At 42.2% G+C, this 16955-nt stretch carries 15 protein-coding genes; 4 read left to right on the forward strand and 11 right to left on the reverse strand.

Features of this window, described 5'->3' with window-relative positions; genetic code table 11:
- The first annotated feature begins 70 nt into the window (after positions 1-70).
- Complete coding sequence (locus tag AB6D80_RS03400; RefSeq protein ID WP_012604655.1) at positions 71-1543, forward strand: aminoacyl-histidine dipeptidase; 1473 nt, start codon at positions 71-73, stop codon at positions 1541-1543.
- A 171-nt stretch (positions 1544-1714) separates the two neighbouring features.
- Here AB6D80_RS03400 and AB6D80_RS03405 read toward each other — a convergent pair whose 3' ends face one another.
- On the reverse strand, positions 1715-2254 hold the full coding sequence (locus tag AB6D80_RS03405; protein ID WP_041472888.1) for a DUF3332 domain-containing protein: 540 nt from the start codon (positions 2252-2254) through the stop codon (positions 1715-1717).
- Positions 2255-2514: 260 nt separating this feature from the next.
- On the opposite strand from AB6D80_RS03405, the gene AB6D80_RS03410 reads away from it, so the two are divergent.
- Positions 2515-3561 carry a succinylglutamate desuccinylase/aspartoacylase family protein gene (locus AB6D80_RS03410; protein WP_012604657.1) on the forward strand — a complete coding sequence of 349 codons (1047 nt, stop codon included), beginning with the start codon at positions 2515-2517 and terminating at the stop codon, positions 3559-3561.
- 174 nt (positions 3562-3735) lie between these two features.
- Here the strand turns inward: AB6D80_RS03410 and AB6D80_RS03415 are convergent, their stop codons facing one another.
- Both AB6D80_RS03415 and AB6D80_RS03420 read right to left on the reverse strand, forming a co-directional pair.
- Positions 3736-4053, reverse strand: a complete 318-nt coding sequence (locus AB6D80_RS03415; RefSeq protein ID WP_009847480.1) for a DUF3622 domain-containing protein — start codon at positions 4051-4053, stop codon at positions 3736-3738.
- A 347-nt stretch (positions 4054-4400) separates the two neighbouring features.
- Positions 4401-5585 carry an NnrS family protein gene (locus tag AB6D80_RS03420; RefSeq protein WP_372030765.1) on the reverse strand — a complete coding sequence of 395 codons (1185 nt, stop codon included), beginning with the start codon at positions 5583-5585 and terminating at the stop codon, positions 4401-4403.
- Positions 5586-5890: 305 nt separating this feature from the next.
- On the opposite strand from AB6D80_RS03420, the gene AB6D80_RS03425 reads away from it, so the two are divergent.
- On the forward strand, positions 5891-6445 hold the full coding sequence (locus AB6D80_RS03425; protein ID WP_017096780.1) for a gamma-glutamylcyclotransferase family protein: 555 nt from the start codon (positions 5891-5893) through the stop codon (positions 6443-6445).
- Positions 6446-6813: 368 nt separating this feature from the next.
- On the opposite strand, the gene AB6D80_RS03430 is transcribed toward AB6D80_RS03425, so the two are convergent.
- The gene (locus tag AB6D80_RS03430; RefSeq protein WP_017096779.1) at positions 6814-7740 is read right to left on the reverse strand and encodes a LysR family transcriptional regulator; all 927 of its coding nucleotides are present in this window, start codon (positions 7738-7740) and stop codon (positions 6814-6816) included.
- Positions 7741-7840: 100 nt separating this feature from the next.
- On the opposite strand from AB6D80_RS03430, the gene chrA reads away from it, so the two are divergent.
- Positions 7841-8989, forward strand: coding sequence for a chromate efflux transporter (chrA, locus tag AB6D80_RS03435; protein ID WP_017096778.1), 1149 nt, complete (start codon positions 7841-7843; stop codon positions 8987-8989).
- A gap of 100 nt (positions 8990-9089) precedes the next feature.
- Here the strand turns inward: chrA and AB6D80_RS03440 are convergent, their stop codons facing one another.
- Genes AB6D80_RS03440 through AB6D80_RS03470 form a run of 7 tightly spaced genes read right to left on the reverse strand, consistent with a single transcriptional unit; the run spans position 9090 to position 16937 of the window.
- Positions 9090-9800 (reverse strand): class I SAM-dependent methyltransferase, encoded by a 711-nt coding sequence (locus tag AB6D80_RS03440; RefSeq protein ID WP_371707089.1) that lies wholly within the window; start codon positions 9798-9800, stop codon positions 9090-9092.
- Between the two features lie 9 nt (positions 9801-9809).
- On the reverse strand, positions 9810-10739 hold the full coding sequence (locus AB6D80_RS03445; RefSeq protein WP_017096776.1) for a glycosyltransferase family 2 protein: 930 nt from the start codon (positions 10737-10739) through the stop codon (positions 9810-9812).
- On the reverse strand, positions 10736-12508 hold the full coding sequence (locus AB6D80_RS03450) for a hypothetical protein (RefSeq protein WP_371707090.1): 1773 nt from the start codon (positions 12506-12508) through the stop codon (positions 10736-10738). Before AB6D80_RS03450 ends, AB6D80_RS03445 begins: the two co-directional genes overlap by 4 nt.
- A gap of 26 nt (positions 12509-12534) precedes the next feature.
- A complete protein-coding gene (locus AB6D80_RS03455) occupies positions 12535-13539 on the reverse strand; it encodes a lipopolysaccharide assembly protein LapB (protein ID WP_102249115.1) in 1005 nt (334 codons plus the stop codon).
- Positions 13536-14507 (reverse strand): type II secretion system F family protein, encoded by a 972-nt coding sequence (locus AB6D80_RS03460; RefSeq protein WP_012604666.1) that lies wholly within the window; start codon positions 14505-14507, stop codon positions 13536-13538. The genes AB6D80_RS03455 and AB6D80_RS03460 overlap by 4 nt, the downstream gene beginning before the upstream one ends.
- A gap of 3 nt (positions 14508-14510) precedes the next feature.
- On the reverse strand, positions 14511-15476 hold the full coding sequence (locus AB6D80_RS03465; RefSeq protein ID WP_012604667.1) for a type II secretion system F family protein: 966 nt from the start codon (positions 15474-15476) through the stop codon (positions 14511-14513).
- A 9-nt stretch (positions 15477-15485) separates the two neighbouring features.
- Positions 15486-16937 (reverse strand): CpaF family protein, encoded by a 1452-nt coding sequence (locus AB6D80_RS03470; protein ID WP_029223095.1) that lies wholly within the window; start codon positions 16935-16937, stop codon positions 15486-15488.
- Between the last annotated feature and the right edge of the window lie 18 nt (positions 16938-16955).

Raw genomic sequence — 16955 nt, forward strand, 5'->3', positions numbered from 1 at the left:
GATTTTTGTTCTAGTTTTTTGCCATTACAAAACCTAAATATATGGCTATCAAATAAAAAAGGAGTCATCCGTGTCTGAATTCCATTCTGAGATCAGTAAATTGTCCCCTGCCCCTATTTGGCAGTTTTTCGATAAAATTTGTTCAATCCCGCACCCTTCGAAACATGAAGAAGAACTTGCTCAATACATTATTGCTTGGGCAACAGAGCAAGGCCTAGATGTACGTCGTGACCCAACGGGTAACGTATTCATCAAAAAGCCTGCAACGGCGGGTATGGAAAACAAAAAAGGTGTCGTGCTGCAAGCTCACATCGATATGGTTCCACAAAAGAACGAAGACACAGTTCATGACTTCGCTAAAGATCCAATCCAACCATACATTGATGGTGAATGGGTTACAGCGAAAGGCACAACGCTTGGCGCTGATAACGGCATGGGCATGGCTTCTTGCCTAGCGGTTCTGGCTTCGAACGAAATCCAACACGGCCCTATCGAAGTTCTACTTACCGTAGATGAAGAAGCAGGCATGACTGGTGCTTTCGGTCTTGAAGCGGGTTGGTTAGAAGGCGATATCCTTCTTAACACCGATTCAGAACAAGAAGGCGAAGTGTACATGGGTTGTGCTGGCGGTATCGACGGCGCAATGACATTTGAAATTGCACGTAACGCGATTCCAGCTGACTTCGTAACACGTAAGCTAACGCTAAAAGGCCTAAAAGGCGGTCACTCTGGTTGCGACATCCACACAGGTCGTGCAAACGCAAACAAACTGCTTGCTCGTTTCCTAGCGGGTCACGCAAAAGAGCTAGACCTTCGCATCGTCGAATTCAAAGGTGGTAGCCTTCGTAACGCTATTCCTCGTGAAGGTTTCGTAACGGTTGCTGTTCCTGCTGAAAACCAAGAGAAACTGGCTTCGCTATACAACTACTACACAGAGCTGCTTTCAACAGAGCTAGGTAAAGTAGAAGACAGCATCGTGACTTTCAACGAAGAAGCTTCTGTAGAAATGGGCGCACTTGCGTCAGCAGACCAAGCTCGCTTTATCGCGGCACTTAACGCATGTCCAAACGGCGTGATTCGTATGAGTGACGAGATTGAAGGTGTTGTTGAAACGTCTCTAAACGTAGGTGTTATCACAACAGAAGAGAACTCAATCACAGTGCTTTGCCTGATCCGTTCTCTTATCGATTCAGGTCGTAGCCAAGTAGAAAGCATGCTTCACTCTGTTGCTGAACTAGCAGGCGCTAACATCGCATTCTCTGGTGCTTACCCAGGTTGGAAGCCAGATGCAGATTCAGAAATCATGCACATCTTCCGCGACATGTACGAAGGTATCTACGGTCACAAACCAAACATCATGGTTATCCACGCTGGTCTTGAGTGTGGTCTATTCAAAGAACCTTACCCGAACATGGATATGGTTTCTTTCGGCCCAACCATCAAGTTCCCTCACTCTCCTGATGAGAAAGTGAAGATCGATACGGTTGAGCTATTCTGGAATCAAATGGTTGCACTGCTTGCAGCTATCCCAGAAAAAGCATAATTCGATAAACTATGTATGTTCAATAAATGGTGTTTCCAATAAATAGGGCTCTTCACTAAATAGCACTTTTCAGTAAACACCGTTTATAGACACAAAATAAAACAGGTACTCAATGAGTACCTGTTTTTGTATCCAATCTTTGTAGCTATGTACTTGTGACTAAATAAACAATTAAGCGCGTGAAGCCGCGTAGCTTTCTAACTCATCAATTGAAGTTTGTGCTACTACTTCGCCGTCGATGAAATATGTCACCATCTCACCATCACGAACTCCGATCAATGTCGCACGCTCACCAGACTGGTAAGTGATGTCCATTTGGATCGTGTTTTCGTCGATCTGCTGCATTTGACCCTTCTCAATCATATCAGCACTCGTAATAGGACCCACTGGTGCTTCAGTCAGTGACTTATCAAGCTGATGGTTGATATCAAGGTAAGTATCAATCTTAGTATCAAATATATGCGGTGCACCTGTTAGTGGGTTGCTGCCCGTCCAGAACTCTAGTGAGTTGAATACCAAGTAATCAGCTGCAACTGTTAGACCGTAAGCCGGTGCAAGCAATATGTTCAAACCACCACGAGCGTAACGGTTATCAACGGCTTTAAGGTTGAACTTCATTAGGTAACCCGTTACTGCATTGCTACCAACACAGCCAGATAAAGCAACAGATACCACCGCTAGTGCTACAACTTTTGAAATTGTTTTTTTCATTTTCATCTCGATATTTGAATTTGGCCGCCAAAAAATGGCGGTGGATAATAGCAACCAACCAAATGACAAATATCAGTGTACTGTCAGAAAAACCACAATTTGAAACACCCTATAATGAGTCAAATTAAAACTGGAAACTTATTTATAGACAACTCCATAGAAAAATTTTGTCGTCACCGCAAACCGATTGATTCGTACTAAAAATCAACGATTGGTACATTCCGTGTTAACGAATTATCACCATGTTGAGAACAACCTAAATGGCAAGACTAAAACCTAATCAACCATTCGAATTACTTGGTTATACTGTTCAGCCAGGACAGCGAATGGAGATTGAACTGCAAGCGGCTCAGCTTTACACGCACTCTCCACTTTCGATCCCGATTGAAATTATTCACGGTCGCCAAGCAGGCCCAACACTGATGGTAAATGCGGCTATCCACGGCGATGAGCTAAACGGTGTTGAGATTGCACGACAACTGACAAACGCGATTGATCCAAAGAAACTGAAAGGTACCTTGATTGTTGTGCCTATCGTTAACGTGTTTGGCTTTATCCATAAATCTCGTTACCTACCAGACCGTCGTGACCTAAACCGTTGCTTCCCTGGCAGTGAGAAAGGATCGCTAACATCACGCATCGCTTACACTTTCTTTGAGAATGTGGCGAAGCACTGTGATTTTATTTTGGATCTACACACAGGTGCGATTCACCGTACTAACTTGCCACAGATCCGTGCAAACCTGTCGAACCCAGAAACATTGCGCATCGCAAAAGCGTTCGCAACACCAGTGATCATTGATTCTCCGCTGCGTGATGGGTCACTTCGTAGCGAAGCGGAAAAATTGGGTATCCCTGTATTAACTTACGAAGGTGGTGAAGCGTTGCGTTTTGATCACCTAGCGATTCGTGCGGGTTACCTTGGCGTACATCAAGTGATGAAAGAAATCGGCATGCTGCGCCCAAACCGTAAAAAGTTGCCAGAGCCAGTGTTGAGCAAATCCACCAGCTGGATCCGCGCTGAGTCAGACGGTATTTTGCGTAACATGGTGAGACTTGGCGAACAAGTTGAAGCAGGACAAACCCTCGCTTACATAAGCTCTCCGTTAGGTCACCAAGAAGGCCAAGTGATCACAACCAAAGGCGGTATCGTGATTGGCCAACAAACTCTACCGTTGGTAAACGAAGGTGACGCAGTATTCCACATTGCTTACTTCAAACAAGATGACGATGAAGTGGGACAATCAGTTGAGAGCTATATTGAAGAAGTAGCGGAAGATGATTGGCTAACGGCGCTTAACAACTAATCAATGAATGACATGTAGTCACTAGCAAGAAGTGGCTACATTTTCGAAAATAAACTCCACAAACTAAAAAGCCCCAATACACTTTTGACTAGAAAGAAAAAAGTTATATTGGGGCTTTTTTTACTTGTCCCTTATCTTAAAATTAAGGAACCTGTAAATTAATTAAGCGCTAAATTACTCAGCGTCTTCTTGCTCTTCTTCACGAGCTTTTGCGCGTGCTTCACGTGCTTGCTCAGCTTTAAGCTCTTTAGTATGACGTAGTTCGTCACGCTCTTTACGCTGCTCTGATTTACGCTCGTTACGTTCAGCTTGGTTTGCGATGAAAGATGCTAACTCTTTCTCTGCCCACTCTTGTGCTAGAGCTTCAGTTTCAAAACCAGACTCACGCTTAGATACTGTTGTGCTGCGAGACGTTACTTGACGAGTAATCTCTGCACACCAACCGTTGCGTTTTTCTGTAAGGCGGATATCAAATTTTTTGTTCTTAGACATGTTCTATTTTTCCTAAGGGAGATCATTAAGGGATCGGTCAACTTTGATAACTCCATCTAAGTGAGCATCTTTTAACACCATCCCTTGGTAAGCGCGGTATTAGAGCACAAATCAATGAATATTGCTGCAAATATTTGCAGCGGATCACACTCCAGTGCTGTAAATCGTTTGTGCCGGATTTCAATGGGTTCGTAACTCTCCGATTCACCATCAACTTCTATGCTATTTTATCGACAACAATGAAATGAACTGTTCTCAAACAGAGACAAATTAAAGCGATAACTAGCTGCGATCAAAAAGGGAAGCTCAGTGCTTCCCTTTAAAAATGTGTTAGAAAATCAATACGCTTACCCCGGATGACCATCCACTCTTGGTGTTAACAGCATCATGCCAAACTTCCAGATAAAAAGACCAAACGCCAACGTCCATAAACCCGCGCTGATGTTGACCATCTCAAATAAGTAAGCAGGGAAGAAAGTGACACCTAAGCTACGAACTAATGCCGCGATAAAGATAGCCGAGAACGCCAGTGCCATACTTGGCCCTTTATAGATAGCACGGCCTGTATGTCCCATGGTGACACGTGTGATCATCGCAAGAATGAGCCCACTCAAACCGCCAATCGCAAACAGGTGCAGCATGTTATGGCTTGCAAATGGATTATCTAACAAGCCTCTTAGCAACAAGCTCAAAGGAATACACAGATAAGCCGCATGCAGTGACCACACCAAAGGCTCAGACAACGTTGTCCAAGGCTTCCAACGAACAAAGCGCACCAATTGAGTCATACCTGCAAACACCATCAACTCATTGCCCACTTGAGCAAAGGTCAACGGGAAGAAGCTCAGCACAAACAATCCAACCAAAGGCAGATTCGCTAGCCATTCCAACCAAACCAGTGGTTGTGCTTTTTCAAAGTCAAAACGACGGGCCGTGAAGAACGGGATAACTCGTCCACCCATTACGGATAATAGCAAGGTAAACCACCATAACATTGCGTGCCATACTGCAGACGATGGGAATGGAGGCATGCCTTTAATCGTCGCGTAACTAGCAAAGTTGGCGACGATAGCCAATATAAACAGCGGCACAAAAAACAAGTTCTTCCAGCCTTTCGATTTCACGACACGGAAACCAATCTCGTAAGCGGCAAAGATCAAGAACAACGCTTCAACCGATGAGATTAACCACAATGGCGCCGGTGTCCAAAATAGAATACGAGGTGCGAGCCACAAACCAACGAGCGCTGCTAATCGATAATGTTTAGTTCCGTTGACTCCCGTCCACGTTTGCACCGCAGTCAGAACAAAACCAACCACAATCGCCATAGAAAAACCAAACAGCATTTCATGTACATGCCACCAAAGCGCGGGTACTTTTAACACTTCAGGCTGACCGTTTTGGAACATGACAACCCAAGCGACGATAGCAATCACGGCATAGAGACTGCCAAGAAAGAAGAAAGGTCTAAAACCTAAACGAAGATAAGCTGGAATCGCATCTTCTACGCTTTTATCTGTGATATTTAACAAACTCATTCCTCATTTCAGATAACAAGCCAAGTGTGGCTTATATTGAATTGCTACCAATAGCCAAATTCAAGGTGCAGTAATCATCACCGCAATATTGCCTAACACAATGCATGAAACGCGCCAAAGATATAAAACCAATAAAAACAAGCAACAAGGTGTATTTAGAGAACAAAAAGTGTCAATTAAACACACCACAAAAAGTCATTTAGACTCGAATGCGTGTAAAATAAAAACTACTGACATTTGATGAAGCCAAACATATAGTAAGACTAGTCTCAAATACAAAAGAACAGACAGGGAACGCGATGTATATTTTTGGTTATGGTAGCTTGATCAACTCCTCTTCTCGTCAACTCACAGGTCAAACAGGACAAGCTATTCCTGCGATAGTGCACGGCCTAGTGCGTCACTGGAGTAAAATCGACGACAGCTATGTTTTGTCACCGTTGATCGTCAATCTTGGTGAGGGACAAGTGAATGGTGTTTTGCTTGAGGTTGATGATGTTGCGTTGGCTGAATTTGATCGCCGTGAGCGTGGTTATCACCGAATTGAGTTAAGAAGCGATCAGATAGAGAGCCAAACCGACTTTAAAGCGGATCAATCGATCTGGGTATACATCAAAGACGAAATCGAAGCGCCTTGTGAAAACAGCCCTATCGTTCAAACCTATGTTGATACCGTCATGGCAGGATGCTTAGAGGTGTCTGAAAGCTTTGCAGCGCACTTTGTGGAACATACACAAGGTTGGCACCATCCATTAGAAAATGATCGCCACCAGCCGAAATACGGCAACCTTGCTGGGGTTTCTGATCACCACCACAGTGTGATTGATGGCTTGATACTGACCGTTCGTAGCTAGTTGATACTCATAATTTGTCGGTCTACATAGCTTGTTGCACTTAGTCAGTGAGCTCGACCGTTAACTGTTCTAAATCGAGATTAAATAACTCAAACCTGTAAACACCTAAGGGGTTAGAGCTAACTTCGAACAAAAGAAAAAGCGCTAGGGGGAGCTAGCGCTTTTAAGACCAACTAAGTCCGTTTAGCCCGGTAGTTTTTTTCAGCTATATCATTAAGATATAAACAATTTTTTTACTTAGGTAAATCAAAAAGCCTATTCTTTACGACTACTTTTAGTCGTAAATTAAGTATAGTCGGGTTCTTATAATAAGCCGGATTTTTCTAAAAATAATTCACATAAAATTGATGACCAAACAACTGCTGCAACTATGCAGCAACCACAGATGAAACGGCTTGTGTAAAAAGCTTTCTAAGTAGCTTATTTTTATCATCTAAATGCTTAGCCTTGCGATAGATGAGCTGTATATCAAAATCAGGCACATCGATAGGTGGCTCCACTGCTACCACGGTATCTTGGTCTTGAGTATCATTGCGTGCCACCAGTTTGGGGACGATACACAATAACTCCCTACCTCTTATCAAACGTTTTACTGTTAAAAAATTGCTTGAAGATATAGCCACTTTTCGGCTGAAGCCTAATTCAGCCAAACGTTTATCGACGCCAGTCTTTAAAGACCCAGCAGGAGAAACAAGAGCATGCTCGACAGCAACAAACTGTTCTAACGATATCGGCCCCTCAATAGATACAACCGACTTGTCGAATAAACAGACATGTTGCTCTGTGTACAAATGCGTGGTTCGATATTGCTTTGAGACCTCACCAAAACTGCCTATCGCCATATCAAGCTTGGCGTCTTCAAATACTTGCTGATAGTTACTCCGGTTTACATTGAACAGCACGACTTGCGAATTAGGAGAGGATTGCTTGATGAGGTCAAACAATGCTGGCGCGAACATCTGCTCAGCATAATCGGTAAGACCAATCTTCCAAGTCCCTTTATAAGTCGCGGCATCAAACGATTTAGACAGTAACACCTCTGACTGGATGGTATTGAGCAGAGCTTCTACCGTACTGGACAGTTCAATGGCTCGATCGGTCGCCTCCATCTTGCTACCCACACGCTCAAACAAAGGGTCATCAAACAACTTTCGCAGTCTTTGTAAGCTATGACTCATCGCTGATTGGCTGACATAACAACGTTCAGCGGCCTTGCTAACGCTGTTGGTTTTATACAATGCCTGCAGTGCAATCAACAAATTAAGGTCGACCCCTTTCCAGTTAAAATCAGCCACAAATCAATCCTATATCATTCATAATCACAATTAAAACAATTAATTTGAATCATAATCTAACTCCACATAAATTACGCTAAACATTTATCTGGAATCGATCATGCTTTCAATTTTTAAAACCTTTTTCTGGCTTGGCTGGATTAGCTTTGGCGGACCAGCGGCACATATTGGCTACTTCCGTAAAACCTTTGTTGAGAAACTGAATTGGTTATCCGACGAAGAGTACGGGCAAATTGTCGCCCTCAGTCAATTTCTGCCTGGTCCAGGCTCAAGTCAGGTTGGCTTCGCGGTTGGTTACAAAAAAGGTGGCTTAACCGGTGCGATTGCCGCATTTGTCGGTTTCACCTCCCCTTCTGTCATCCTAATGTTGATATTGGCCTTAGTGAGCAACCAGTTGTTGGAAGCACCGCTTTTCATTTCAATCATCCACGGACTTAAGCTACTCGCGGTCGTGGTTGTAGCTGACGCCACTTTCGGCATGTACAAAAACTTTTGCCAATCAAAGATGGCAACAGCACTGTGTGTGATCACCGCGATTGTTCTACTTTTGATTCCAGGGATCTGGCCTCAAGTCTTAGTACTCCTATTTGCAGCGATGGTTGGCAGTAAGTTCTTAACCTCGCAAGACTTAAAAACAACGCCTTCGACACATAAGATATCCATAACACCGCTAGTGATTTTTGTAGCACTACTGATTGGTTTACCTCTGTTCAGTGCATACTCTCAAGGCATTGAAGTCTTTGGTTTATTTTACCAAGCAGGCAGTTTGGTATTCGGTGGCGGACACGTGGTTCTTCCTCTGCTACAAAATGGTATTGGTGATCAACTGTCCCAAGATACCTTCCTAACAGGCTATGCCGCTGCGCAAGCTGTACCTGGCCCAATGTTTACATTAGCCACTTATCTAGGCTATGTGTTGATGCCATCGGCACCGATTACAGGTGCACTGCTCGCAACAGTTGCGGTGTTCTTACCGGGTTTCTTATTGCTACTGGCTGTACTGAAGAATTGGCAGGCGATTGCAAGCAAGCCTTTGGTGGCAGGTGCGCTTACCGGTGTGAATGCAGCAGTTGTTGGTCTATTGCTTGCGGCCCTGTATCAACCCATCTTCACAAGCGCAGTGAGCAGCGGCATAGACTTCGCTCTGATCATTGTTGGTGTGTGGTTATTAAAAACCGTAAAGGTCCCGATTGTAGGGTTAGTGGGTGTGTTTATGTTGTTTGGCGCAATTACAGGTTTGGCGATCTAAGCTATCAATTAATAGACAGACAAATAAGAAGTGAGAGGTTTGATCGCTTACTTCTTGTTTTCCCGCTCTTCTTTCAAAAACTAAAAGCACCTTTTACTTCCTATAGTGGTTTAACCCCGTGGAAGTTAAAGAACAAATTGCAATCAATAAGCGGTACAAAGCTCAGCGGCCAAAATGATTTTTGGTGTTCAGGAAGGTAATACCTTAAGAAAGCGATTAAGTTATTACATGGATTGACATGCTCTCTCGCCATAATGTAATCGTAATGCCACCCCTTCTGTAAGGCGTGTTTTCTTGTCGTCATATAACGGCCTATTTTCCAAGCGACCCCAGGATCGGTAGGAATCAAAATAGACAGAGTGCCTCCAGGTTTTAACACTCGCAACCACTCTTTGATCACCAAGTGAGGCTCGTATAAGTGCTCCAATATATGAGTTGCGATCACGCGATCAAAACTATTGCTTTCAAAATCTAACTCACAAGCATTAGTTACGTTAAAAGTGAGTTTGTCATAAGAATTGATACGACTGAGTTGCTTATCTGCTACTTCGAGTGCTGATGCATCGCCATCACTAACAATGTATTCGTCGAAGGTGTGCTTAACATGCAATAAGTGTTCGCCCGTTCCTGAGCCCACTTCTAACACTCTCGAAAAGTGTTCACTTTCACCAAATGGCTTTTCACATGCTATGTGGCCAGCTCTCATCACATAACCCGTTGTATTGCCGTTATAAACTCGCTCATCATATTCGTCACTGAAACGGGACAAATAATCGATCCACTCTTTGTCTTCATCCTTGCTTGTTCTCATGATTGATTCCTATTCAGATAGCGTTTTATCACTCGTTCTTAATATAGAAAGAATCCTCATCTCTCGCCTACCTCGTGATACGTTGTCGAGTATCAACCCACAGAAAAAAGACATCACCGCTATCAACGCAATTGAGCTAGACAAAATCGCAGTAGGCACCCTTTCGACAAGCCCAGTATCGATGAAGTCGATGATAACGGGGATTCCTAAAACCAATGAAATGAAGCAAAGCAACATAGACAACACGCCAAAGAAAAACATTGGCTTTACATCTCTCAATAAGAACAAAATGAAATTGAGAATTTTGAGCCCATCACTAAAGGTATTCAATTTGCTGGCTGTGCCTTCAGGCCTTGATTGATATTGCGTCGAAACTTCTTTGATTGGCATATTATGATGTAGCGCATGAACGGTAAGCTCTGTTTCTATTTGGAAGCCATCACTGAAAATGGGTACGGTTTTGACAAATCGATGGCTCATAATTCGATAACCAGAAAACACATCACTCAATTGAGCATTGAATGCTAAATTAATCAGCGATGAAAACAGCTTATTTCCTAGGATATGCCCTTTGGGATAAGCCATTGAAGCTCGCTCTCGACTTCCAATAATCATATCGAGTTTTTCATTATCCAATTGTTCGATCAGCGCAGGACATATTGACGCATCGTAAGTGTCATCACCATCAGCCATCACATAGATATCAGCATCAATATCAGAGAACATTCTCCTGACAACCTCCCCTTTACCTTGGCGAGGCTCATGTCGAACAATAGCCCCAGCTTGCAAGGCCTCGTTTACCGTGTTGTCGGTTGAGTTGTTGTCATACACATAAATAGACGCATCAGGTAAAGCCTGCTTAAAAGACATAACTGTCTTTCCGATAGCACCCGCTTCATTGAAACATGGGAGTAATACTGCAACTTTTATACTATTCATAAACTCTCCCTAACCCTAAAGATTCGGTAGCCATCAGGAACATCGTCATATATGGTCTCCAACCAGCTGGGAACATTTGAGCTGTATAATTTGTTTATAAGAGCCTCTTCACTTGCTGATTTTTTCAAAACCATTAAGTGGGCGTCATTTCCTATAACAATATAATCAATGTTCTTAGCTTGGATTTCGTCCTTGGCTAAACTCATATCCCCCTCTAACATAACCTCTATAAGAAATTGATTACCAACAATATTTCTATGATAAGGGGCTGCAATTATGCGGTTATTAGTGTGTGCCAACACAGGTGCTCCCGTCTCAATCCCAGTAAGAATAACCTTTGATTCGATGCCCTTTTCTTCCAATACTCTAAATAGAGTTTTCTTGTCATTTTCAACCGCATTTCTTTCGAAGTCATCATTACCAACCGCTATCACTAGAAATGCCATTACTAATGGAGCTCCTAATAATATAATCAACACTTTAAATATTGAATATTTTACAAACTCAGACAACCTTATAACTACATAAGCCTGAAAAGGGCTTGATAAAATAAAACATAATCTTATCACCCTAACCTGCCAGAATATGGCAAGGAATAAATTCAATACGAAAATAATATACAAGATTGTACAATGATGATTATTAACTCTAAAAAAAGGATACAATAAAGCAGGGATGACCAGTAACACATAATTATCAATAGATAATAATCCATTCTCACTTATATACTGAAAAATTGATTTAGCTTCAGAAACATGGTCAAGCCAATAAGTCTGAAGTATAGGTGGATAATCGACAAACAAAGCACTGGTAATATTTGGATATAACAAAGCTACTGGAGTCACATATCCAACACCCAATATAACAAACACAAACGAACGCAACCCAAAAGGCCAACTATCAAATTTAAACCAATTGTAATTATTAATAAAAGCCCAACCGACAAAAAACAAAACCACAATAACAAATGACACTTCATCGTACTTAAAATAAAAGAACTCATTATAAGGTCTGTTTAATAAAACGGAGATAACAACTGAAACACAGCAGAACAGATATAGCCTTGATACATAAACAAACCAACTCTTGCTAACAAAAAAACAATACACAGTGTAGACGATAAAAAAACTCGCAAACAAAAGGATATTGTCTAACCCAGTCCATAACGACAATGCCAATAGAATAGATTGAGCATACACTCGCCATAATTGATTAATTTGACTTACAGTTATAGGTGTTAGAGATAGGAACAAGATAGCCAAAATAAGCTGAATATTATGGTGATCTATGGAGCCAGGAATAAAATGCATAACCGATGGGGAAAACAGAGCAAACATCATGCTCAAAAACCGATAGCGCTCTCCGAAGTAGTGGTTACATAAATAGAAGCATGACAGTGAATAGAGGAGTAGATAAAGCAAAGGTACAATAGAAATAGACAGTGAATAAGCGGTACTTTCATCCACAACAAACAATAAAGGATACGCAATAACAGAAAGTATCAGATCGGGGAATCGGGACCAATGGATAACAATACCATCAGCGGCATTGAAATTATCCATTGGTTTTAGATACCAACGCCCACTATTCATCCAATCTTGAAATTGAACAAAGCGCATGTAATCGTCATTATCATTTAAAACCAGTGTTGAGATACTCTCCCATTTATAGAAAAATATCGCAGTCGCACACAGCAGCCAAACAACAGAAATAATGATGATATCTTTATTAAAACTTTCACTCTTAGGCAAGATGAATATCCTTTTCATTAACCCAAAGATAATAATTTAAGTCGTTACTGCTCCATCTCTCTTACCTCAGATAACGCTCTATTTAAGTTGTCATTCGCCACTTTATAATAAGATGCTTTTTTATCGATAGCTTGTTGTAGATAGGGAATGGCTTCGTCAGGCTTACCCTGCAAAATTAAAAAATAACCGACATTATTCAAAGCTTCAGGAGCTTCCATGTGTCTCATAAAAACGTTGGTTGCCTTTTTGATATCCCCGGCAGCCAAGTAAATAAGCGCAAGGTTGTTTTGAGCCTTTTCATTATTAGGTTCTATCTCTAAAGCCGAACGAGTGTATTGATACGCTTCCTTGTAATTGCCATACATGTAGTGGGAGTACCCCATATTCAACAAAGCTTTAACTGAACTTTTGTCTATTGTCAGTGATTTTTTAAAGTACTCTTGCGCTATCTGGTGTTTTCCATCGACATCTTCCAGCACACCTATCCCCATGAAAGCTAATTCGGGAGACATGCTATCAACCTTCAAACCAGCCACTTCACTTTGACTTAAGGCTTGGTAATTTTTAATTGTTTCACTACTTTTTAAACGAACTTGATCTGCATTAATCGCTTTAAAGAAATAACTCCGCCCTTCCTCTTTGCGACGCTGCTTTGTATACAAAACACCTAATTGCTCTAGGACTTCGGTATGTGCAGGGTTAAAATCTAATGCTGCTAAATAAGCTTTCTCGGATAGTGCATAGTTACCACGAGATGAATGAATTTGGCCTATCGTAAAAAGCGTTTTATCGTGAAACTCTTTCTCAGGAAAGGATAGAGAGCGAATATATTCATAAAGGGCCAAATCGATATTGTTATCCCTCAATGCTACATCACCACGCATAATGGCTTCTTTCTCACTCAGTGGAGGGTCATCACTGCTTAAGGTATCGATTGGTTTACCTGAATACAACTCTGCATCAAATTGGTTTGTCGGCTCATCCGAGGATGCACAACCAAGAATAACGAACACTAATAAAGCTAGAAAATATCTACTCACTCGTATCATAAACTTACTCCTGGTGCACCAAGTGCATCAATAACAATAATGATCCCAGGCCCTAACGCGACAATAAAAAAGCAAGGCCAAATAAACAACAACATAGGGAACAACATTTTAGTCGGTATCTTGGCCGCGATTTCTTCAGCAGCTTGCTGACGCTTATCTCGAAAATCTACCGTATAATCACGAAGAGTCTGCGCTAAGCTTCCCCCCATTCTAGACGCATGAGAAAGCAAAGAAACCAACCCCTCTAATTCGACTAGCCCCGTCCGGTCAATGAACTGCCTTAGCGCATCTGGCATGGTGACACCTGCTTGTATCTTGGCAAAAACAGTCTCCAATTCATCGGCTAACTCTGGCTGAGAAACATAAAGCTCAGAAGCAACTCGTCCAAGTGCTGCATTAAAGCCTAGACCAGATTCCGTACAAACTACAAGAAGATCAAGAGCATCTGGTACACCATTTCTAATTTTCTTCTGTCGCTCTTTTTGCAACTTGCTCAAGATAATATTGGGAGTGAAAGTCCCAAGAAAGACGCAGGTCATGATCAATAAATTATTGTAGCTACCACCGAATGAGATGTAATAAACCATAAAGCCCGCGATGATACCGACCAAACTCGATAACACTTTCAATGCATAAAAAACCGATAACGCATTTTTTTCATGAAAGCCTGCATGCATCAACTTTTGTGAGTAGGTTTCATTATCCTTTTTATTACCTTTACTAATAAAAGGACTCAGCGACTCCAACGTATTAGAGAAGTCATAAGGCTTTCTATTATTGGGTGAACCCGTTTCTGATATCTGTTTGAGCTTTTTATCTAAAGGGGATCGGGTTCCCAAAATAAACAACCCTAGAGTCAATGTTAACAAAATGGTGGTAAGCAAAATCATTACGTAGATAACCATCTGAGAGCTGACTCCAAAGTCCGCTAACATTTGCTTCCAAACTTCAATGTTTAATAATTCCATAGGTTAAATCTCTATGCTGATGATTCGCTTAATCCATAGGGCTCCAATCGCTAAAAGTACGATACCAACACTGACCATTGAAACGCCGCGAGGGTCATTATAAAGCGGCTCAATATAATCTGGATTCGCCACTTTTAAAGCAAAAAACAAACCAAATGGGGATAAGGTTAATATCCATGCTGATAGCCGACTTTCAGCAGAAAGCGTTTTTATTTTCCTTTCTAGCTTAAAGCGAGATCTTAGAACTTCGGATACTTTTTGAAGATTTTCGGAGAGGTTACCCCCCGTTTCTTTCTGCAACATTACGGCACTAGAAAAAGCTAACATTGATACGGTGGGGACACGCTCTGCCATTTGTAAGATAGCCAAACGTAAATCGTAACCATAGTTAAGTAGGTTATAGGTATTTTTAAACTCGGCACCGATAGGGTCAGGGAGTTCTTCACCAACCTCATTGAATGATTGAATTAGCGGCTGCCCAGCTTGTAATGCTCGTCGAATAATATCCAACGCTTCAGGGAGCTGCTCTTCAAATCGAGCCATTCGATAACTCACTCGATTTTGCACATACAGGTAAGCAACAACCCAGACAGCAATGAATGCAGTTAGGCTAATGAACCACTCTTGTTGAGTCATTATTGATATCAGAGTGAGCGACACACCGCATAGAGCAACAATGAGTAAAAAGCGACTTAGCGAAACTCTAATACCGGCTAACTCCAACATCCGTTTTAAGCCAGCAAAATAAGGGATAACGATGAGCTTGCGATCTAATGGGGATAAGTCTTTATTATAATGCTCTTTGAGTAGCGATAAGCTCTCTTCATCGATATTACGTTGGGTCTCTTTCAAACGTCGAGAAAGCTCTTTATGCTTAGCTTTTTTCCCCGCAGCAGGCAATAACAAAGCTTGGGAGATAAAAAGCACCGCGATGAATAATAGGCCGAGTGAAACACTTACATTATCCATAATATCTCCTTAACCATGAGTCTCAGTGAAGAGCTCGAAAGGCAGATCGAGTCCACGTTTAACTAACTGGTCATGATATTGAGGTACGACCCCCGTCGCAGTGAAATAGCCGATAATATTGCCATCTTCATCAATACCTTTACGTTGAAAACGGAAAATTTCCGACATGGTAATCACCTCCCCCTCCATGCCGTTGATCTCTTGAATGCTCACCATACGGCGCTTACCATCTTCTTGTCGCTCCATTTGAACAACAAGGTGGATAGCCGAAGCAATTTGGGCTCTTAAGTTTTTGGTTGAAATGTTCCAACCAGCCATAGAGAACATGTTTTCAACACGGCTTAAGGCATCTCGGGGGGTATTGGCGTGAATAGTTGCAAGAGACCCATCGTGACCAGTATTCATTGCCGCCAACATATCAACGGCTTCGCTACCACGCACCTCACCAACCACAATTCGGTCTGGTCGCATACGTAAGGTGTTTTTGACCAACTCTCTCTGACTAATCTCCCCTTTCCCTTCTAAGTTAGCAGGGCGGGTTTCTAGGCGAATAACATGGGGCTGTTGAAGTTGTAACTCTGCAGAGTCTTCTATAGTAATGATTCGTTGGTCTCGAGGGATGAAACCAGAAAAGATATTCAGTGTGGTTGTTTTCCCTGACCCCGTCCCTCCTGAAATCAAGATATTAAGTTCTCCTTTCACGGCAGCTTCGACAAACTTAGCCATTTGAGGCGAGACGGAGTCGTAGCTAATCAAGTTATCCATCGTCAAACGATCAACGGCAAAACGACGGATTGAAACGGAAGGACCATCAAGAGCCAAAGGAGGGATAATGGCGTTAACACGTGACCCATCAACTAAGCGCGCATCTACCATAGGTGATGCTTCATCTATCCGACGCCCTACCTGACTTACTATGCGATCAATAATGTTTCTCAGGTGACGGTCATCCAGAAAAGTGTATGGCGTTTTTTCGAGTTTACCCCTTCGCTCAACGTAAACACTTTTAGGGCCGTTGACTAATATATCGGAGACCGTTTGATCGGCTAATAGAGGCTCAAGCGGCCCAAGGCCAAAAACCTCATCTTCTATCTGCTTGATAACCCGCTTACGCCCTTCGGCACTGAGTGCATGGCTCCCATCGTCAGCCATCAATTGTACGATGGCTTCATGTAGGTCTAGCTTAGCTCGCTCTTTTTCCAAGCTTGAAAGCAACCCTAAGTCTAACGTTTCAAGGAGCTGCTTATGGAAAAAGTGTTTAATTGATAGCTCTTGCTCGAGAACTTTCCGAGCCTCATCAATCGCCTTTTCTTTTTCTACATGAGCTTCTGCACTGCGAGAGTGGCTAGACACCTCAACGCTTGATAAACGTTCAACAGGATTGGCATCTTCTGAATCATGCGAAATCTGTTCTACTCTTTTTTCAAACTCTGGATTTACATTTTTTCGTTTAAAGAACATCACAATCCCTCGCGTTTA

The organism is Vibrio sp. 10N.247.310.17, assembly GCF_041466605.1.
GTDB lineage: Bacteria > Pseudomonadota > Gammaproteobacteria > Enterobacterales > Vibrionaceae > Vibrio > Vibrio tasmaniensis_A.